Here is a 20,115-nt window from a genome sequence, read left to right on the forward strand (position 1 = left end):
GCTTTAAATCGACAGTGCCCACCCTCAAAATAGGCGCATCAATTCATGCCGGAGGGTAATCACATGAAGGACATCGTCGTCATCGGCGCAGGCAAGATCGGCTCGACCATCGCGCGCATGCTGGCCCATAGCGGGGACTACCGCGTCACCGTCGCCGACCGCTCGGAAGACCAGCTGGCCGCCATCGAGCAGCACGAGGCTGTTTCGACCGCCGTCGTCGACATCGCCGACGCTGCCGCCATGAAGGCGCTGCTCACCGGCAAGTTCGCCGTTCTCTCGGCTGCCCCCTATCACCTGACGGTCGCGATCGCCGAAGCTGCCGCCGCTGCCGGCGTGCACTATCTCGACCTCACGGAAGACGTCGAATCCACCCGCCAGGTCAAGCGCATCGCCGAGAACGCCAAGACGGCCTTCATCCCGCAGTGCGGCCTCGCGCCGGGCTTCATCTCCATCGTCGCCAACGACCTCGCAAGCCGCTTCGACACGCTCGACAGCGTTCGCATGCGCGTCGGCGCCCTGCCGCAGTACCCGTCCAACGCTCTCAACTATAACCTGACCTGGAGCACGGACGGCGTCATCAACGAATATATCGAGCCCTGCGAAGCCATCGTCGAAGGCGCGCTGATCGAGGTTCCGGCCCTTGAAGAGCGTGAAGAATTCTCGCTCGACGGCGTTACCTACGAAGCCTTCAACACCTCGGGCGGCCTCGGCACGCTCTGCGAGACGCTGAAGGGCAAGGTTCGCACGCTGAACTACCGCACGATCCGCTATCCCGGCCACGCCGCCATCATGAAGGCGCTGCTCAACGACCTCGGCCTGCGCCATCGTCGCGAAGTCCTGAAGGACATCTTCGAAAACGCCCTGCCGACCACCACGCAGGACGTCGTGATCATCTTCGTGACCGTTTCCGGTCGCAAGGGTGGCCGCCTGATCCAGGAAACCTACGCCAACAAGGTCTACAGCGCTCCGGTCGCCGGCGCCCTGCACTCGGCCATCCAGATCACGACGGCAGGTTCGATCTGCGCCGTGCTCGACATGCTGGCTGACGGCTCGCTGCGCGCCGAAGGCTTCGTCCGCCAGGAAGAAATCGCCCTCGACGCCTTCCTCGCCAACCGCTTCGGCCACTACTACGCCCAGGAAAACCGCGGCGCGCACGCCGCCTGATTTTCCCGACTTCTTCAACGCCCCGGCCAGACCGGGGCGTTTTCGCATCGTGGCCCGGCCGCGGGGAAGAGAGAACGCCAGCAAGGCGCGAACAGATAAAAATGGGGCCTCTTCGAGGCCCTTTTCTTTTGCAATCAGGCAGCGCTCGGCCGAAAGGCGATCACGCCCTCCGTCCGCGACCGCACGGCCGGCGTGGCAACGCATGTCGCGACCGCCTCGTAGCCCCGCGCGCCCTTGTGGGGCGCTACGACCATCGGCACGTCGTGATTGGCCGGGCAGTAGAGGATGGTTTCGTCCGCCGAAGTATCCGAAAGGTCGAGGATCGACGAGGAGCGCGTGAGCAGGAATAGCGGGCGTTTCCCGAAAGGCCGGCTTCGCAGGTAGCGCCGTAGCACCTGCTGTGTGGCCTGATCCAGCCCCTGCTCGACCATATCGATGACAAGGGCCGCCGCCTGCGAGGCTTCGATGGCGAGTATCAACGCCGTCACGGCCGGCGAGAGGTTTGCGCCCTGCTCGACAAGCCGGCGAAGATGGCTGTCGCTTCGCGCCTGCACTGCCGCGTCGCTGTCCGCCAGCCGCTCCAGACCGATAAAGGCAGCATCCGGCAAGGCTTCGGCAATCGCCTGCGCCAGCCGCGTCTTGCCGCTTCCCAGGGGGCCGGTGATGTAGGTGACAGGCGTGATGGCCGGAAGTTCGAACCGCTCGCCGCCCCAGGGCCATGGCAATTCCAGCGAAATCGTCCTCTCCGCCACCGATACCGTTTGCTTTCGCACCGCCTCCACGGATCGCACGGTCTCGGCCAGATTATCGAGCTGGCGTTCGAGGCCGGCCTGATGGGCGGCGAGCGCCGCGGCGAGATTGTCGCCACCGGCTGACAGGACGGCCTTGATCTGGGCGAGGCCCATCCCGAGCCGTCGCAAGGCGGCGACTTCCCTTGCGCGGGCCAGTTCGGACGGACCGTATATCCGCCAGCCGGCGGCCGTGCGCAGCGGCGCCAGAAATCCATTCTGCTCGTAGAGCCGGAGAGCCTTGGCCGAGACGCCGAGTTCCCTTGCCGCCTCGGCAGCGGTCAGATGAAGGCCGGACCTGCGCACGAATCACCTCCCTGTCGTTCACCATCCTCTTATGCGGCCGGCCCCCGGGGCCGGGTCAAGCAGACGTTTCGGCAAAGAAAAACCCGCCGCAAGCTGGCTGCGGCGGGTCGAAAAGGCGAGGTGCGTGGGCTGCTCAGGAGAGCCGTGCGCAGGCCTCTGCGATGCGCTTCAGCGCTTCCGTCAGTTCCGCTTCCGACGTGGCGTAGGAGATGCGGAAATAGGGCGAGAGGCCGAAGGCCGAGCCCGGCACGACGGCGACATTCTCGTCTTCGAGGAGGTAATCCGTGAAGTCGCTGTCGGCCTCGATGCGCTTGCCCTTCGGCGTCGTCTTGCCGATCACGCCGGCGCAGCCGGAGAAGGTGTAGAACGCGCCTTCCGGGGTGCGGCAGGCAAGGCCGGGAATGGCGTTCAGCGCGGAGACGACGAGGTCGCGGCGGTGCTTGAAGCTCGCCTGGCGGTCCTTCAGGAACTCCTGAGGGCCGTTCAGTGCCTCGACCGAAGCGGCCTGGCTTACCGAGGACGGGCAGGAGGTCGCTTGGCTCTGGATCACGGCCATGGCCTTGATCAGCGCCTTGGGACCACCGGCATAGCCGATGCGCCAGCCGGTCATCGCATAGGCCTTCGAGACGCCGTTGATCGTCAGCGCGCGGCTTTTCAGGCGCGGCTCGATGGCGACCGGGGTCACGAACTTGAAGCCGTCATAGACGATGTGCTCGTACATGTCGTCGACCATCAGCCAGACATGCGGATGGCGCAGCAGCACGTCGAGCAGCGGGCGGTAGTCGGCTTCGCTGTAGGCGGCGCCCGAGGGGTTGGACGGCGAGTTGAAGAGCACCCAGCGGGTCTTCGGCGTGATTGCCTTTTCCAGCTGTTCGGCCTTCAGGCGGAAGCCGGCCTCCGCGTCGCAGGGGATCAGCACCGGCACGCCGCCGCAGATCTCCACGATGTCGGAATAGGACGTCCAATAGGGCGTCGGGATGATCACCTCGTCGCCCGGATTGACCGTCGCCATGAAGGCGTTGAAGAGGATCTGCTTGGCGCCCGTCGCGACGGTGACTTCGTCGATCGCGTAATCGACGCCGTTCTCGCGGCGGAATTTCTCCGAGATCGCCTTCTTCAGTTCCGGCGTGCCGTCGAGCGCGGTGTACTTGGTGTCGCCCTTGTCGATGGCTGCCTTGGCGGCGGCCTTGACGTTGTCGGGCGTATCGAAGTCAGGCTCGCCGGCGCCGAGGATGATGACCGGCAGGCCTTCTTTCTTCATCGCAGCGGCGCGGGCGCCGATCTGCAGGATTTTCGAAACGCCGATGGCGGCGATGCGCGAGGCGGGCACAAAGCCCGCCTCCTCGATCTTGGTCTGGCTGTTCATGGTCGGTTACTCGATGTCGCCGTTATTCGATATCAAAGGAGACGCCCTGGGCGAGCGGCAGTGCCTTCGAGTAGTTCACCGTGTTGGTGGCGCGGCGCATGTAGGCCTTCCAGGCGTCGGAGCCGGATTCGCGGCCGCCGCCGGTTTCCTTCTCGCCGCCGAATGCGCCGCCGATTTCAGCGCCCGAGGTGCCGATGTTGACGTTCGCGATGCCGCAGTCCGAACCGTCGGCCGACAGGAAGCGCTCGGCTTCCTGGACGTTGAGCGTGAAGATCGACGAGGAGAGACCGGCCGAAACGGCATTGTGGTCTTCCAGCACGGCTTCGAAGTCGGAATACTTCATGACGTAGAGGATCGGCGCGAAGGTTTCTTCGAGAACCGGGCCGGCCTGCTTCGGCATTTCGACAATGGCGGGCTTGACGTAGTAGGCCGTGTCCTTGCCGGCTTCGGCAACGCGCTCGCCGCCGGTGACGGAACCGCCCTCGGCCTTGGCCGCTGCGATTGCCTTCTGCATGCCGTCGAAGGCCTGCTTGTCGACCAGCGGGCCGACGAGAGCGGAGGTTTCCAGCGGGTTGCCGACGGAAACGCTGGTGTAAGCCTTCTTCAGGCGCGGAACGAGCTGGTCGTAGACGCTGTCATGCACGAAGAGGCGGCGCAGCGTCGTGCAGCGCTGGCCGGCGGTGCCCATGGCGCCGAAGGCAATCGCGCGCAGCGCCATGTCGAGGTCGGCCGAGGGGCAGACGATGCCGGCATTGTTGCCGCCGAGCTCGAGGATCGAGCGGGCGAAACGCTTGGCGAGACGCGGGCCGACTTCCTTGCCCATGCGGGTGGAGCCGGTGGCCGAGACGAGCGCGACCTTGTGGTTGTCGACGAGGGCTTCGCCGATGGTGCGGTCGCCGATGAGAACCTGCGACAGGTTCGCCGGGGCGTCGCCGAAGCGGGCAAGCGCGCGCTCGAAGATCGCCTGGCAGGCCAGCGCCGTCAGCGGGGTCTTTTCAGAGGGCTTCCAGACGATGGAATTGCCGGCGACGAGCGCCAGAGCCGCGTTCCACGACCAGACGGCGACCGGGAAGTTGAAGGCCGAGATGATGCCGACGACGCCGAGCGGGTGCCAGGTTTCCATCATGCGGTGGCCGGGACGCTCGGTGGCGATCGTCAGGCCGTAGAGCTGGCGGGAGAGACCGACGGCGAAATCGCAGATGTCGATCATTTCCTGCACTTCGCCGAGGCCTTCGGAGTTGATCTTGCCGGCTTCGATGGAGACGAGGCGGCCGAGATCGGCCTTGGAGGCGCGCAGCTCTTCACCGAGCAGGCGGACGAGTTCGCCGCGCTTGGGAGCCGGAACGAGACGCCAGGCTTTGAAGGCTTCGTGGGCGGCGTCGATCGCCTTGTTCGTCTCGGCGGCGGAGACGGTCTTCAGCTTGCCGATCTCCTCGCCGCTGACCGGGCTGAAGGAGGCCATGTCGCCACCCTGCCAGGCCGCGCGGGCAACGCCCAGCTTGTCGAGAAGGGCTGCGGTTTCGGTTTTCACGTCGACTTTCGTCATCGGGTATCTCCCTGGTTGTCTCTCAGAAGGTGATGGCGCCGAGCGGGCCCGGCGAAGTGATGGTTTTCAACCCGGCCGCAAGCCTGCGGATCTCGTCCGGGGTGTATCTGTCGTAGAAGGCCTGGTTCTTGCGGCCGATGGCATGCTCGGCGGAAAAGCTTCCCTCGAACCGCTCGACCGCGACGGTGAAGACCCATTCGCGCAGGTCCGCCTCGAAATCGGGATCGGCAAGGCGCGGATCGTCCTTGGCGACGACGAGGTTGAAGTGCACGCCGCCATCGCCGATATGGCCGAAGTCGCAGATCGTCACGTCCTCGAAGTGGTTCGGCATTTCCGCCTTCATATGGGCGAGGAAGGGCATGATGTCACCCCGGCGGAAGGCAAGATCGAAGGCGATCAATCGCCCGCTATGCTTCACGCCTTCCGAAAGCGCATGGCGCAGCGCCCAGATCTCGTGCGGCGGGCCGACGAAGGCGTCGGCCAGCGGCGCGTCCTCCCGCTCCCAGATCGCGGCCAGCACCTCCTCCAGCACCGCGTCGAGCGGCTGCTCGCCCTCGCGCGGCGGGGTGGAGCGGGAGATTTCCGCGAGGATCACGAAATCCGGCACGATGCCGCCCTGGAAGGGATTGCGCAGCGAGGGCACATGGTCGAGCGCGGCGCGCACGGCATTGCCGGACATGCCCTCGAAGGCCGAGAGATAGCTGCCGAGCGCATCTTCCATGGCGACCAGCAGGGCCGCGACCTGTTCTTCCGAGGCCGGCACGAGAAGCGCCGTCGCCGACTGTTTCGGCGCGGGTTCGAGGTTCAGCACGCATTCGGTGACGATGCCGAAGGCGCCGGAGGTGCCGATGAAGAGCTGCTTCCAGTCGATGCCGGTATTGTTCTTGCGCAGGCCGGACGAGAGGTCGAGCACGGTGCCCGCCTCGTCGGCAAGAACGACGGTGAGACCGAGCGTGTTGCGGCGAACATCGCCGTAGCGCAGGAAGCGCGAGCCGCCGGTATTCGTCGCGATCATGCCGCCAAGGCGCGGATCGGCGCCGAGGTCGATCGGGAAGAAGAGGCCGGTCTCCTCCAGCCTGCCGTTGAGATCGGAAAGGCGAAGGCCCGCGCCTGCCCTGACCGTGCGGTTGACGCGATCCAGTTCGAAGGGCGCGGTCAGGCGGTCGAGGCTGAGGATGCCCTGGCTTCCGCTCCCGTCCGGCGTCGAGCCGGAAACGAGGCCGGTATTGCCGGATTGCGGCACGAGGGCAATGGCGTTCCGTACGCAGTAGGAAACGACGGCGGAGGCTTGCGCGGTCGTCGCCGGACGGGCGACGAAGGCGGCGCGTCCCTTGTCGTAGCGCGCGCCGGTCTCGTATGCGGCCATGTCGGCGGGCGCGGTGAGAAGACCCTTCTCACCGACGAGGCTTTTCAGCGCTTCGATATGCCCTGCCTCGATCATGCTTGCGTCCATTATTCCGCGGCGGCCGCCATGTTGACGATGCCGAGGCACATTTCAAGCGAGGCGCGCTGGATGCCGGCATAATGTGCGAATTCATCCAGCACCGCGCCGCCGAGATCGCGCTCGAACATCACCTGGTTGGGGCTTGCGACGAAGTCCTGCGTCGCATCGTCGCCGAGGTTCGACTGGAAGATACCCGCGGCGCTGACCGGCAGGAAATCCTCGTAGACGATCGGGTCGAACTGGATGAGGCCGGCTTCGATGGCGGTTTCCAGATCAGTGTTGCGGCCGGTGACGGACATGCCCTTCTCGGTCAGTGAATAGCGGAAATAGCCGAGGCCCGCCTTGCGGATACCGTCCCAGTCGTCCGGGAAGGCCTTGAAGACGTCGGCGAGCGCCGCCTCGTATTCGGCGGCATTGGAACCATCGGCGGCCGGGCGCACGCGGGCGCGGGTCTCGTTCAGCAGCTGGTCGTAGAGCGCGCGGCCCTTCGGCGTCAGCGCCACGCCGCGCTGCTCGATCTCGCCGAAGCGGGCGGTGTGCGAGCCTTCCTGCCAGCGTCCGTCCTCACCGATAAAGGAAACGGCCTCTTCCAGCGCCTTGAACGAGGTCTGGCGCAGGAGGATCGGGCATTTGCGGGTCGGCGGACCCTCGACGACGGCCTTGGGGGCGATGCCCTCTTCCGGCATGCGCGCCTGCACCTTGTCGATATCGAGCGTGCGCGGCGTCAGGTGGTTGATATGCGGGCCCTTGAAGGAGACGACGTCGGCGACCAGCCGGTGCGCGTCGTGCAGGCGCCTGTACATGTCGGCGCTGACGATGGCGTGGTCGTGCCAGCGGAAGGTTTCCAGCACTTCCGCGACGAGACGGGCGGCATCGACCGCATTGAGGCCGCCGTCGCGCTCGGCCTTTTCGACCAGCGCAACCGCCTCGTCGGTGAAGATTTTCCGGGCCGCCAGAACAGCGGCCGCTTCCTCGCGCAGCGCGGCATCGGCGATGAGATCGAGGCGCAGCAGCGAGGTGAAGACGCGGAACGGGTTGCGGCTGAGGCTTTCCGCGCCGACCGGACGGAAGGCGGTGGAATGAACCGGCACGCCGGCCGTGGAAAGATCGTAGTAGCCGACCGGGAACATGCCCATGACGGCGAAGACGCGGCGCATCATGGAAAGCTCTTCCGGCGTGCCGAGGCGGATGGCGCCGTGGCGCTCCTCGGAAATGCGCTCCAGCGAATCCGTCGCATCGAGACGCGCCTTCAGATGCGGGTCGGCGGCGAGCGTCTCCGCGTTCACATCGGCGACCAGCGACATCAGCGTGCCATAGGCCGGAACCTCGTCGCGATACATGGCGGACATGGCGGCAGAGAAATCCGCGCGGATCTTGTCGGCAGAAACCTGTGCATTTGCTTTCATGGCGAACAGTCTCGTCTCATGGTTGCGCAATTTCCGCCGGAAAAGCGCTCACACTTTTCCGGAAATTGCTTTAGAAGGGTGGGAGGCCCTGATCATTCTCAAAACGGATAATACCGGATCGTTTCTCCAAGCGATTGCGACCGTTCTGACTATGTTGATGCGAGGAATGAATGAAGCTCAGTCGCAGGCTGATCCCGGACGTCACCACGCTGCAAGCGTTCGAATGCGCTGCCCGCCACGGCAGCTTCACGCAGGCGGCGCATGAGCTGAATCTCACCCAGAGCGCCGTCAGCCGCCAGATCAAGGACCTCGAGGAACAGCTCGGCGTTCTGCTCTTCGAGCGCGTGCGCCAGCGCGTCGTGCTGTCCGACGACGGCCGCCGCTTCCTGCCGGAAGTGCGCAAGCTGCTGCACCAGACGGAAGAGACCATGCTGCGCGCCATGGCGTCGGCCTCCTCCGAGCACAGCCTCGCCATCGCCACGCTGCCGACCTTCGGCAGCCGCTGGCTGACGCCGCGCATTCCGGGTTTCCTCGCCGAAAATCCCGGCACGATCATCAACATCGCCTCCCGCTCGGCGCCGTTCGATTTCGACGAGGAGAATTTCGACCTCGCCATCCATTACGGCCAGCCCGTCTGGGCCCGCGCGGCCTGCTCCTATCTCTGCAGCGAGGAGATTCTGCCGGCCGCAAGTCCCGAACTCCTGAAATCCTGGAGCCTTGCCGAGCCGAAGGATCTGGAGAAGGCGCCGCTGCTGCATCTCGCGACCCGCCCCAAGCTCTGGGCGCAATGGTTCGAGCTGAACGGCGGCTTGGCCGACACCGCCTATCGCGGCCATCGCTTCGACCAGTTCGCCATGGTCATCGAATCGGCCGTCGCCGGCCTCGGCTTCGCGCTGCTGCCGAAATATCTCATCGAACAGGAACTGGAGAACGGCCGCCTCGCCGTCGTCTTCGACCGCCCGATGCAGACCGAGAACAGCTATTATCTCGTCGTGCCCGAGGGAAAGCTCGAAAACCCGCTGAGCCAGGCCTTTCGCGCCTGGATCGCCAAGGAGGTTCCCTGAGGGACCTGCGGGACGGCTTGATGCGGCGGGGGCATGACCCCGTTCGCATTTTTTGCTTTAGTCATGGTGGCACTTGGCCGATTGTGCAAGGGAAGATCTTCCTCCTTTAAAAGACACACCACCATGCTCAACGATCCGCGCTCCCATGGCCTTTGGGAGATGACTGCCCCGCCCGCCCCCGAAACCGCCGCCTTTTCCGGCTCGACCGAGGCGGATGTCGTCATTGTCGGCGGCGGCTTCACCGGCTTTTCGACCGCCCTTCACCTCGCCGAGCGCGGCACGCGCGTCGTCGTGCTCGAAGGAGCGGAAATCGGCTATGGCGGCTCCGGCCGCAATGTCGGCCTCGTCAATGCCGGCATGTGGGTGATGCCCGACGAACTGCCCGGCGTGCTCGGCGACGTCTATGGCAGCCGCCTGCTCGAAGTGCTCGGCAATGCGCCCCGCCTCGTCTTCGACCGCGTCGAGAAGCACGGCATCGATTGCGAGATCAATCCCGTCGGCACGCTGCACTGCGCCGTCGGCCAGTCCGGCTTCGACGAACTCAAGCAGCGCGCCGAGCAATGGGCCCGCCGCGGCGCCCCGGTGCGCCTGCTCGACGCCACGGAGACGGCGGTGAAGGTCGGCACGGATGCCTATGCGGGCTCGCTGCTCGACCTGCGCGCCGGCACGATCCAGCCGCTCGCCTATGTGCGCGGCCTTGCCCGCGCCGCCATCACGGCGGGCGCGAAGGTCTTCACCGGCAGCCCGGTGACGGGCGCGGAGCGAAACGGCAAGCGCTGGACGGTCAAGACAACGCGCGGCACGGTCACGGCGGACTGGGTGGTCGTCGCCACCAACGCCTATACGGTCGCCCCGTGGAACGAGGTTCGCACCGAGCTCGTGCATCTTCCCTATTTCAACTTCGCCACCGTGCCGCTCTCGGCCGAGATGCAGGCGAAGATCCTGCCGGAAAAGCAGGGCGCATGGGACACGAAGGAAGTCCTCTCCTCCTTCCGCTTCGACAAGCGCGGCCGGCTCGTCTTCGGCAGCGTCGGCGCGCTGCGCGGCACCGGCACCGGCATCCACAAGGCCTGGGCGCGCCGCGCCCTGAAGAAGCTGTTCCCGGCGATCGGCGACGTCGCCTTCGAGGCGGAATGGTACGGCAAGATCGGCATGACCTCCGACAGCCTGCCGCGCTTCCACCGCCTTGCCGAAAACGTCATCGGCTTTTCCGGCTATAACGGTCGCGGCATCGCGCCCGGCACGGTCTTCGGCCGCACCCTCGCCCAGCTCATTGCTGGCGAGATCGCCGAAATGGACCTGCCGCTGCCCGTCACCGAGCCCGAGGCGCAGTCCTTCCGCACGGTGCGCGAAGGCTATTACGAACTCGGCGCGCAGATCGCCCATTTCGCCGGCGCGCGCCTCTAGAGCATCTCCAGCAAAAGTGCGAAGCGGTTTTGCGTTCGGGAATGCGGCGAAACTTCCAGGCGAAAGCCGCCCTAGGCACTGCAAACAGAAAGGCCGGCATTACGCCGGCCTTTTATCGTTTCAGCCCATGCGCTCGGACTTGTAGGAGCCCGGGCTCGGCGGGAAGACGATGGTCTTGTTGCCGTTCATGAAGACGCGGTGATGGATGTGAGCGTGCACGGCGCGGGCAAGCACCTGGCTCTCAACGTCGCGGCCGATCGAGACATAGTCGTCCGCCGACTGCGCATGGGTGATGCGCGCGACGTCCTGCTCGATGATCGGACCCTCGTCGAGGTCTTCCGTCACATAGTGCGCCGTCGCGCCGATCAGCTTCACGCCGCGCTCGAAGGCCTGCTTGTAGGGGTTGGCCCCCTTGAAGGACGGCAGGAACGAGTGGTGGATGTTGATGATGCGGCCCGACATCTTCTTGCAGACGGCGTCCGACAAAACCTGCATGTAGCGGGCGAGAACGATGAGTTCGGCGCCGGACTGCTCGACGACTTCCATCAGCCGCGCCTCGGCCTGCGGCTTGTTCTCCTTCGTCACCTTGACGTGATGGAAGGGGATATCGTGGTTGACGATGACCTTCTGGTAATCGAAATGGTTGGAGACGACGCCGACGATGTCGATCGGCAGCGCGCCGATCTTCCAGCGGTAGAGCAGGTCGTTGAGGCAATGTCCGAAGCGCGAGACCATCAGCAGCACCTTCATGCGCTCGTCGCTGTTGTGGAACCGGTGGACCATCGCGAATTTCTTGGAGATCGGGGCGAAGCCGGCATCGATATCGTCCTGCGTCGCGCCGCCCTCGCTGGTGAAGGTGAGGCGCATGAAGAACAGGCCCGTCTCGAGGTCGTCGAACTGCGACGAATCCACGATATTGCATTCCTTCTCGGCCAGGTAGCCGGTGATCGCGGCGACGATGCCGCGGGTCGATTGGCAGGTTACGGTCAGCACATAGCTTTTCATCGGTCTCATCTCGCGTTCGGCCGGTGCTGCGGGCAGGCGCCGGCGATCCCCTTTTTTGCGGCCGCGTGAACGGCTCGGTGCATATTTCAGGCCGCTCGCGGCAGCGCAAGCCCCTGCAATGGCGGAAAGCTACGCCTGCTCTTGCAAGGAATCCCTCCGGTTCGCGACATCCAATGCGTCGAAAATGCCAGCAGGCCCGCCCGAAGCCGCCCCGCCGCCGTTCCGGCCCGCTCTGCGTGATCCCGCCTGAAGGACGAAGGCGGCGCTTTCTTGCACAAATGCAAGCCTCGTCCTTTCCGGGCAAAAATCCATATGGACACTATTATGGACATATGTTCTATAAAATGGACAGAATAGACGGGAGCACGCCATGCATCTTTCCATGTGGACCTATCCTTGGGACATCCAGGACCAGGGGCTGGAGGCGCTCGCCGCCGATCTTGCCGGCCGCGCCCGGCTGAACACGGTCAGCATGGCCACCTCCTACCATGCCGGCCGCTTCCTGCAGCCCCGCAGCCCGCGGCAGAAGGCCTATTTCCCGGAGGACGGCACAGTCTATTTCCGGCCGGACGAAAGCCTCTGGCGGGACAAGATGATCCGCCCCCTCATGGCGCAGAACGTCGCCGAGCGCGGCGACATGCTGGCGGCGCTGACGAAGGCACGGGCGCAGACCGGCCTCAAGGTCTCCTGCTGGACGGTCTGCCTGCACAACAGCCGCCTCGGCATGCTGCATCCCGGGCATGTGACCCGCAACGCCTTCGGCAATGCCAACTATTACAATCTCTGCCCCTCCAGCCCCGCCGCGCGCGATTATGTCGTGACCCTCGTCCGCGACATCACGACGAACTACCGGCCCGACATGCTGGAGCTGGAAAGCCCGAACTTCATGGGCTTTGCCCATGAATACCACCACGAGAAGGACGGCGTCGGCCTCAATGCCGAGGACGACTTCCTGCTCTCGCTCTGCTTCTGCGACCATTGCACCGCGCGGGCCGAAAAGGCCGGCGTGCCGGTGGAGGGCGCGCGCAAGACGGTCGCCCGCTTCATCGCCGAGCTTTGCGAACGCGCCGTGCCGGAACGGCAGTTCCCCGATTTCCCGGAAGCCGGCATCGACGCCTTCCGCGCCCATCCCGAGCTTCACGCCTTCCTTGCCTGGCGCAGCGAGCCGGTGACGAGCCTGATCGGCGAGATCAGGGCCGCCGCCGACCCGGCGACGCGCATCGTGCTGATCGACCTCAAGGACGGCTGGCTCGGCGGCGTCGATCTTGCCGCCGTCGGCAAGCTCTGCGACGGGGCGATCCTCTGCTGCTACGACATGACGCCCGAAGCCGTCGGCGAGGTCATCCGCACCGGCCGGGCGCTGCTCGGGCCGGACAAGTTCCTCGGGCTCGGCCTTCGCGTCTTCTATCCCGAGGTCGACGGTCCGGAGATCCTGACGGCGCGCGTGAAAAACGCCGTCGAAGCGGGCGTCGACGGCGTCAATTTCTACAATTACGGGCTCATTCCGGCCAAGCGCCTCGACTGGGTGGGCGAGGCGGTGGCGGCGATCAGCCGCTGATCGGCTCGGCCACCTGGATCAGGCAGTCGCCGGGCTGGCTATCGGTGTGCAGCCGGTGGGAGATGACGATGCCGCCTTCGGCGAAACGCAGCGCCCCTTCCCCGTCGTCCAGCCGCTCCAGATCGTGATACCAGCCGGCAAGGTCGCCGGCCGCCACATGCGCGCCGAGCGCGACGGCCGGCTCGAACCAGCCGCGCCGGCTGGCATAGATGCCCTGGCTGTGCCGCGACAGCGAGAGAAGCTGCAGCGCGGGCGGCGCGGGCAGGGCCTGCCGCGACAGGACGGGCTTCTCGACGATGCCGAGCGCCAGGAGCAGCCGGTCGATGGCGGCCGCCGTGAAGGCCATGCTGTCCGGCGTCACCGTTCCACCGCCGCCGAATTCGCCGGAAAGGCCGATCGTGCCGGCACGGCCCGCCGCACCCATCGAGGTCGGCGCCGCCGGCCCGTTGTCGGCGATGAAGGCATGGGCCGCGCCCATCGCCCGCATCAGGTCGAGCGAGCGCTCGAAACGCGCGGCATCGGCCTGCCGCTCGATGAGCGTGCAGGCCAGATGCGCCATGGAGGTGCCGCCGGAATGGAGGTCGAGCACCGCGTCGTGCTGCGGGAACAGCGTGTGCTCGAGGAAATGCGCCAGCCGCGCCGTCGGCGTACCGGCGGGATCGCCCGGAAAGGCGCGGTTGAGATTGCCGCCGTCGAAGGGCGAGCAGCGCTTCGCCGCCATCACCGCCGGCAGGTTCGCCATCGGCAGGATGGTGACGGCGCCGCGGATCTTCGCCGCATCGAGAAGCCGCATCAGCCGCCCGAGCTGGAGCTCGCCCTCGTATTCGTCGCCATGGTTGCCCGCCATCAGCAGAAGGCTCGGTCCCGCGCCGTTCTTCAGGCGCAGGATCGGAATGCGGATCTGGTAATAGGGCGAGCGGTCGACCGAATAGGGAATGGCGAGATGCCCGGCCTGCCGGCCGTCCAGCGCGAAATCGATCGGGTTGACAAGTCCGCTGTGCATGGGGGTCTCCAGTCCGGGCAGGGGCCGCCCTCAGAGGGCGGCGACGGCGGTCATTTCGACGCGCAGGTCGGGATCGGCAAGGCGGGCCTCGACGCAGGCGCGGGCCGGCGGATTGGCTGGATCGATCCACGCATCATAGACACCGTTCATCGCATCGAAATCCACGATCGCCGGCAAGAAGACATTGACGGCAAGGAGCTTCGAGCGATCCGTGCCGGCTTCCTTCAGAAGGGCGTCGATCTTGCCGAGCACGTCCTGCGTCTGGGCTTCGATGCCGGCCTTGCGGTCTTCGGCGACTTGGCCGGCAATGTAGACGAGACCGCCATAGCTGACGGCCTGGCTCATGCGCGAACCCTTCTGGTAACGCTGGATCATCGCGAGTTTTCCTTTTCTTTATGCTTGCTTGGGGAGGATCAGCCGAAGCTGGTGAGATAGGCCACTGTCACCGTATGGTCCGGGTCGAGGCCGTAGAGGATGGCGTGCCGGTCGAGGCAGGTGCAGGGATGCGAGATACCGAACTCGACCACGTCGCCGACGGCAACGTCGCCTGCCCCCGGCAGGGCGACGAAGGCGTGCTGGTCGTTGAGGCGCAGCCCCTCGGCGCCGGTGAAATCGCCAAGCCGCGCGCCGTTCCGGTAAAGCGCCAGCGGCCGCGGCAGCCCCTGGTCGATGGCGACGTCGCGAAGGCCCATGCCGCAGATCGCAAGACCCGGCTCGGGGCGCGACAGCACCTCCGCCCAGACCCGAAGCGCCGGCCGGAAGCCCTCGGATGCCGACGCGGCCTCCTTGCCGATGCGGAAGCCGCCGCGCGCATCGAGGCCGGCAAGGCCGCGCTCGTAGATGCCGTGGTCGTGGAAGAAGATCGCCCCGCAGCGCAGCACCAGCCGGCAATCGGGATCGGCCCTGACGGCGGCGGAAAGCCCGGCGACGACCCGGTCGAAAAAGACCGAACCGCCCGCCGTCACCAAGAGCGACCGCTCGCTGCCGATGCGGGCGCGCACCTTCGGCAGGAAATCCGCCGTCAGTTGCATCAGGCCGTCGATCCGGCTCAGCGTCTCGTCGGCATCGGCGGTCGCGGCGGCGCCCTCATAGGCGGCGATGCCGGTCAGCCGGAAGTTTGGCGTTTCCGCCGCAAGGATGGCGTCGAGGATCGCCCCGGCGGCCTCGGCGCTGCGCGCACCGGCGCGGCCGGCACCGAACTCGACCAGAAGGCCGAGCGGCGGCAGGTCGCCGCGCTCCCGCCAGGCCGTGCGCAACGCCTCGGCCAGCGGGAGCGAATCGACAAAAATATGCACCTCGGCCGTCGGATAGCCGGCGAGCAACGCGGCAAGGCGGCGGGCGGCGGCAAGGCCGCCGATCTCGTTGGCAAGCAGCAGCCGGCGCTGGCCGGCCTTGAGCAGTACGGCAGCCTGGCGGATATCGGCGACGGTCGTGCCCCACGCGCCCGCGGCCAGCAGCGCGCCGGAAATCGCCGTCGACATCGGCGTCTTGGCATGCGGGGCGATCTCGACGCCCTGGCCTTTCACATAGGCCATCATCAGGTCGACATTGGCGGCGAAGGCCTGCCGGTCGAGCGAGATCAGCGGCAGCGCCATGCTGCCGTCGAAGGGCTTCCAGCCCTGCCTGCCGATGGCGTCGAGCGCAAGCGGCGCATGGCCCGGCGGAAAGCCACGGGTGCGGTCGTCGATCATCGGATTGTCGGTGGCGGCGTGAAGGTCAGACATGGTGTTCTCCCATCCCGAGGCGGTAGGTCTCGTTGGCGGTCGTGAAGAAGAGGGCGCGCTGCTCGTCGAGCGAAAGCGGCGCGGCGACGGTGCGGAAGACCGCGTAGACCTCATCGAAGGAAGCATGCAAGCCGGCCACGGGGAAATCGCTGGCGAACATCGCGCGCACCGGCCCGAAGCAATCGAGCCCGTGCTCGATGACCGGCCGCAGGCTTTCGAGCGTCCAATCGTTGTCATAGGCAACGAGGTCGGAAATCTTCAGCCGCACGTTCGGCTCGCGGCCGAGCGCCCGCAGGCCGCTCCTCCAGAGCACCATGCCCTCTTCGCTGCGATCGGCCGGGCTGCCGGCATGGTTGAGCGCGAAGACCGTGTCGGGAAAGGCGCGCACGAGATCGACCGCCTCGTCCATCTGCCAGGGATAGAGCATCAGGTCGAAGACGAGGCCGAGGCGGGCGAGATGGGCAAGGCCGCGGCGCCAGGCAGGATCGGCCATGCGGTACGGACGAGGCGCAAAACTCTTCGCCGGCTCCGGGTGCCAGCTCACGATGTCGCGAATGCCGACGACGTTCGGATTGGCCGCCTCCGTTTCGAGCAGGCGAAGGACATCGGGGCTGTCGAGGGGGACGCGGGCGACATAGCGCCGCGCGATGCCGCAGGAACGGTCGAACCCGTCCAGCCAGCGGCTTTCCTCCAGCGGATGCGCATCCGACCAGCCGGCCTCGACATGCACCGTGGCGACGATGTCCTGCCGCACGGCATCGGCGCGATATTCGGCGATGCCGTAGTCCTTCAGAATCGGCGCGAGGCTGCCATAGACCATCTCGCCGCCGGTCGCCCGCGCCTTTTCCAGCCAGGGATGACGCCCGAGCGAAAGGTCCCAGAGATGGTGGTGCGGGTCGATGACCGGCCCGCCGTAGCGCACAGTCATCGCCGCGCCTCTCGGCCGGAAATGAGCAGCAGCGCGAGGATCAGCGTGCCGAACATGATCGAGCGCCAGCCGGGCGAGGCATTGACCACCGTGATCAGCGCCGTCGTGGTGACGAGCAGGATCGCGCCCGGAATGGTGCCGGCATAGGTGCCGCGCCCGCCGAGGATGGAGGTGCCGCCGAGCACGACGGCCGCGATCGATGTCAGGAGATAGGGATCGCCGATGCCGACATAGCCCTGCCGGTTCATGCCGAGCACCAGGATGCCGGCAAGGCCGGCGAAGAAGCCGGAAAGCGCATAGAGGATCAGCGTGTTGCGCGTGACGCTGACGCCGGAAAGCCGCGTCGCCAGCGGATTGGCCCCGAGGGCGAGGAAGCGCGCGCCGATGGGCATGCGGTGGATGAGCAGCAGCACGGTGGCCGAGACGACGACCCAGAGGATCACCCCGGCGGGAACGCCGAGCGGCCGGGCTTGCCCGAGCAGGATGACCGCCGGATTGCTGACCGTGACCGCACTGCCGCCGGCGACGATGACGAGCAGGCCCTGCAGGAAGGTCGCCATGGCGAGCGTCATGATGATCGGCGGCACGCGGAGATAGGCCGCCCCCGCGCCGTTGAGGAAGCCGATGCCGGCGGCAATCGCCAACGCAAGGACGATGCCGACGAGGCCCGTCGGGTCCCAGGCGGGGGAGATCAGCGGCAGGAGGATCGCCGTGACGGTGATGACCGCGCCGACCGAAAGGTCGATGCCGCCCATCAGGATGACGAGCGTCTGGCCGGCTGCCGCGATGCCGATGACGGCGGCAAGCTCCAGAAGGTAGCGCAGGTGCCCGTAGGCGCCGAAGCCGCGCAGCGTGAGGCCGGCGACGAGCCAGACGAGCGCCACAAGCACGAAGGTCAGGAGCGGCGGGTTGCGGAACAGGGATCGCACTGCATTCATCGCCTTGCCCTCCAGACGCCGAGAAGTTCCGGCACCGCGACGGCGCCGACGATGATCAGGCCCTGCGCGACATATTGCGCGACGGGCGGGAAGCCGAGGAAGAACATCACGTTGATCATGACGGAAAGCAGCAGGCTGCCGCAGATCGCCCCGCGCATCGTGCCCTTGCCGCCGAGGAAGCCGACGCCGCCGAGCACGGCCGCGGCAATCGAGTTCAGCGTGAAGGGATTGCCGATGACCGGGTCGCCCGAGCCGGTCTGCGCCGCGACGAAGAGGCCGGCCAGCGCCGCCAGCAGGCCGGAAAGCGCGAAGGAGACGATCTTCACCCGTTCGACCGGAACGCCGGAGCGGAAGGCGCCGACGGGATTGTCGCCCGCCGCATAGATGCCGAGGCCGAGCGGCGTTGCCAGAAACGCCTTCCAGAGCACGAGGATGACGACGAGCAGCAGGAAGGCGACCGGCGTGTGGCCGGCGAGCGTCGTCGAGAGCCAACCGGGAATGAAGCCGCCCGGGCGCGGCAGGAGGATCAGCGCGACGCCGGTGATGATGAAGGAGCCGGCCAGCGTCACGATGATCGCCGGCAGGCGCAGATGCGCGACGATGGTCCCGGTGACGGCACCGATGGCAAGGCCGGTGAAGGCGACGGCGAGGAAGCCGCCCGGCACGCCGAGGACACCCTCCATGGTGGTCGCGGCGATGACCGCGCCGAGGCTGACGAGCGGGCCGATGGCGAGCGTGATGCCGCCGTTCAGCATCAGCAGCGCCTGCGCCATGGTGACGAGCGCCAGCGGGAACCAGTTCTGCGTGAACTTGGAAAAGCCGCCGACGGAAAGGATGCCCGGAAAGAGCACGGCATAAAGGATCAGGAAGGCGGCGACGACGAGATAGAGGCCGCCGAGGCCGCGGTTGCGGCGGCACTGGACGGCGCCGTAGAGCCAGCCGGAGGACGAAACGGTGCTCATGCGGCCGCTCCCTTTCTGTCGATGCCCATGGCCGCGCCGACGATGGCCTCTTCACTGATGGCGTCGCCCGACAGCGTCGCCGCGACGCGGCCTTCGCGCAGCACCACGACGCGGTCGCACAAATGCACCAGCTCGGGCGTATCGGAGCTTGCGAGGATGACGAGCCGGCCCTCGGCGGCGAAGGCCCGCAGCATGAGGTAGATCTCGCGCTTGGTCTCGATGTCGACGCCGCGCGTCGGATCGTTGAGCAGCAGCACGGACGGGTCGAGCGGCAGCCACTTGGCGAGCGCCACCTTCTGCTGGTTGCCGCCCGAAAGCGCCTGCACCGGGCGGGCGACGTCGCCCTTGATGGTGAGCCGGCAGGCGAGATCGGCGATCAGCCCGGTTTCCGCGGCCCGGTCGCGCAGGCCCCCGCGCGCAAGCCGACCGAGGGAGGGCAGGATGAGGTTGGAGGCGATGGAATGCGGCAGCACCAGCCCCTCGTGCTTGCGGTCGGCCGGCACATAGACGATGCCGGCCGCATTGGCCGCCTCGACATGGGCGGGCAGGCCGCTCCTGCCCGAGACCTCGGCCCTGTCGGCCCTTGCGGGAATTGCGCCGTAAAGGCCGAGCAGCAGGTCTTCCTGCCCCTGCCCGACGAGGCCGCCGATGCCGACGATCTCGCCCGCATGGGCGGAAAAGCCGATGTCGCGCACGAGGCCGGCGGAAAAGCCCTCGACGCCGATGCGCAGCGCGCCGGGATTGGAAACGGTGCGCGGCGGGAAGAGATCGCCCGTCTCGCGGCCGACCATCAGGCGCACCAGCCCCTCCCCGTCGATGCCGGCGAGCGACTGGTCGGCGGTGACGCCGCCATCCTTCAGCACGGTGACGTGGGAGCAGAGCGCCTGCACCTCGTTGAGACGGTGGGAGATATAGAGCAGCGCCGTGCCGCGGTCGCGCAGCATCTCGATGAGGCGGGCGAGGATGCCGGCCTCATGGGCGGAGAGCGAGGAGGTCGGCTCGTCAAGGATGAGCACGCGGGGCTTGCGGAAGAGCGCCTTGGCGATCTCCACCATCTGGCGGCGGCCGAGCGCGAGGTCGGCGACCGGCATGTCGAGCGGCTCGGTGAGACCCACCATGTCGCAAACCTCCCGCACGCCGCGATGGAGCGCGGCATAGTCGATGAGGCCGAAGCGCCGCGGGAAGGCGCCGAGGCCGATATTCTCGGCGATCGACAGGTCGGCCGTCAGGCTCAGTTCCTGCTGCACCACGGCGATGCCGGCCGCGCGGGCGGCGGCCGGGCTGAAGCGCCCGACCGGCTTGCCGTCGACGAAAATCGTGCCGCTGTCCGGCTGGAGAGCGCCGGACAGCAGATTGATCAGCGTGGATTTTCCCGCGCCGTTCTCGCCGAGCAGGGCATGAACCCGGCCCGGCAGAAGGGCGATATCGACACCCTTCAGAACCGGATTGCCGAAAAATCCCTTGAACACCTGCCGGGCTTCCAGCAGGGGCCTTGGTTCCGTCATG

Annotated in this window: 17 protein-coding genes; 4 read left to right on the forward strand and 13 right to left on the reverse strand. The window is 66.8% G+C overall.

Annotated features, from left to right (window positions below):
* The first annotated feature begins 63 nt into the window (after positions 1-63).
* Positions 64-1,164 carry a saccharopine dehydrogenase family protein gene (locus tag DSD28_RS18410; protein ID WP_119257879.1) on the forward strand — a complete coding sequence of 367 codons (1,101 nt, stop codon included), beginning with the start codon at positions 64-66 and terminating at the stop codon, positions 1,162-1,164.
* 134 nt (positions 1,165-1,298) lie between these two features.
* On the opposite strand, the gene DSD28_RS18415 is transcribed toward DSD28_RS18410, so the two are convergent.
* The 5 genes from DSD28_RS18415 to hglS all read right to left on the reverse strand — a co-directional run bounded on the left by DSD28_RS18415 (position 1,299) and on the right by hglS (position 8,020).
* Positions 1,299-2,258: a MerR family transcriptional regulator gene (locus DSD28_RS18415; RefSeq protein ID WP_119257880.1), complete on the reverse strand. Its 960-nt coding sequence runs from the start codon at positions 2,256-2,258 to the stop codon at positions 1,299-1,301.
* Positions 2,259-2,391: 133 nt separating this feature from the next.
* Positions 2,392-3,624: a pyridoxal phosphate-dependent aminotransferase gene (locus tag DSD28_RS18420; RefSeq protein WP_119257881.1), complete on the reverse strand. Its 1,233-nt coding sequence runs from the start codon at positions 3,622-3,624 to the stop codon at positions 2,392-2,394.
* Between the two features lie 22 nt (positions 3,625-3,646).
* Positions 3,647-5,170: an L-piperidine-6-carboxylate dehydrogenase gene (amaB, locus tag DSD28_RS18425; protein WP_119257882.1), complete on the reverse strand. Its 1,524-nt coding sequence runs from the start codon at positions 5,168-5,170 to the stop codon at positions 3,647-3,649.
* Positions 5,171-5,192: 22 nt separating this feature from the next.
* A complete protein-coding gene (locus DSD28_RS18430; RefSeq protein WP_119258015.1) occupies positions 5,193-6,611 on the reverse strand; it encodes an FAD-binding oxidoreductase in 1,419 nt (472 codons plus the stop codon).
* An 11-nt stretch (positions 6,612-6,622) separates the two neighbouring features.
* On the reverse strand, positions 6,623-8,020 hold the full coding sequence (gene hglS / locus DSD28_RS18435) for a 2-oxoadipate dioxygenase/decarboxylase HglS (protein ID WP_119258016.1): 1,398 nt from the start codon (positions 8,018-8,020) through the stop codon (positions 6,623-6,625).
* A gap of 170 nt (positions 8,021-8,190) precedes the next feature.
* On the opposite strand from hglS, the gene DSD28_RS18440 reads away from it, so the two are divergent.
* Together DSD28_RS18440 and DSD28_RS18445 are read left to right on the forward strand one after the other, a co-directional pair.
* The gene (locus tag DSD28_RS18440) at positions 8,191-9,084 is read left to right on the forward strand and encodes a LysR family transcriptional regulator (RefSeq protein WP_119257883.1); all 894 of its coding nucleotides are present in this window, start codon (positions 8,191-8,193) and stop codon (positions 9,082-9,084) included.
* A gap of 123 nt (positions 9,085-9,207) precedes the next feature.
* A complete protein-coding gene (locus tag DSD28_RS18445) occupies positions 9,208-10,491 on the forward strand; it encodes an NAD(P)/FAD-dependent oxidoreductase (RefSeq protein ID WP_119257884.1) in 1,284 nt (427 codons plus the stop codon).
* A gap of 120 nt (positions 10,492-10,611) precedes the next feature.
* On the opposite strand, the gene purU is transcribed toward DSD28_RS18445, so the two are convergent.
* A complete protein-coding gene (gene purU / locus DSD28_RS18450) occupies positions 10,612-11,496 on the reverse strand; it encodes a formyltetrahydrofolate deformylase (protein ID WP_119257885.1) in 885 nt (294 codons plus the stop codon).
* A 370-nt stretch (positions 11,497-11,866) separates the two neighbouring features.
* Between purU and DSD28_RS18455 the strand changes: the two genes are divergently transcribed.
* Positions 11,867-13,054, forward strand: coding sequence for a hypothetical protein (locus DSD28_RS18455; protein WP_119257886.1), 1,188 nt, complete (start codon positions 11,867-11,869; stop codon positions 13,052-13,054).
* On the opposite strand, the gene DSD28_RS18460 is transcribed toward DSD28_RS18455, so the two are convergent.
* The 7 genes from DSD28_RS18460 to DSD28_RS18490 are packed head-to-tail and all read right to left on the reverse strand — an operon-like array spanning position 13,044 to position 20,114.
* On the reverse strand, positions 13,044-14,057 hold the full coding sequence (locus DSD28_RS18460; RefSeq protein ID WP_119257887.1) for a succinylglutamate desuccinylase/aspartoacylase family protein: 1,014 nt from the start codon (positions 14,055-14,057) through the stop codon (positions 13,044-13,046). The two genes, DSD28_RS18455 and DSD28_RS18460, sit on opposite strands and share 11 nt — an antisense overlap.
* Positions 14,058-14,087: 30 nt before the next feature.
* Positions 14,088-14,432 carry a RidA family protein gene (locus DSD28_RS18465; RefSeq protein WP_119257888.1) on the reverse strand — a complete coding sequence of 115 codons (345 nt, stop codon included), beginning with the start codon at positions 14,430-14,432 and terminating at the stop codon, positions 14,088-14,090.
* Positions 14,433-14,470: 38 nt separating this feature from the next.
* Positions 14,471-15,781: an alanine racemase gene (locus DSD28_RS18470; protein WP_119257889.1), complete on the reverse strand. Its 1,311-nt coding sequence runs from the start codon at positions 15,779-15,781 to the stop codon at positions 14,471-14,473.
* The gene (locus DSD28_RS18475; RefSeq protein WP_119257890.1) at positions 15,774-16,709 is read right to left on the reverse strand and encodes an amidohydrolase family protein; all 936 of its coding nucleotides are present in this window, start codon (positions 16,707-16,709) and stop codon (positions 15,774-15,776) included. The genes DSD28_RS18470 and DSD28_RS18475 overlap by 8 nt, the downstream gene beginning before the upstream one ends.
* Positions 16,706-17,647, reverse strand: coding sequence for an ABC transporter permease (locus DSD28_RS18480; RefSeq protein ID WP_119257891.1), 942 nt, complete (start codon positions 17,645-17,647; stop codon positions 16,706-16,708). The genes DSD28_RS18475 and DSD28_RS18480 overlap by 4 nt, the downstream gene beginning before the upstream one ends.
* Positions 17,644-18,609 carry an ABC transporter permease gene (locus DSD28_RS18485; protein ID WP_119257892.1) on the reverse strand — a complete coding sequence of 322 codons (966 nt, stop codon included), beginning with the start codon at positions 18,607-18,609 and terminating at the stop codon, positions 17,644-17,646. Before DSD28_RS18485 ends, DSD28_RS18480 begins: the two co-directional genes overlap by 4 nt.
* Positions 18,606-20,114, reverse strand: coding sequence for a sugar ABC transporter ATP-binding protein (locus DSD28_RS18490; protein ID WP_119257893.1), 1,509 nt, complete (start codon positions 20,112-20,114; stop codon positions 18,606-18,608). The genes DSD28_RS18485 and DSD28_RS18490 overlap by 4 nt, the downstream gene beginning before the upstream one ends.
* Position 20,115 lies beyond the last annotated feature (1 nt).

It is taken from the genome of Shinella zoogloeoides (genome assembly GCF_003574625.1).
GTDB lineage: Bacteria > Pseudomonadota > Alphaproteobacteria > Rhizobiales > Rhizobiaceae > Shinella > Shinella zoogloeoides_A.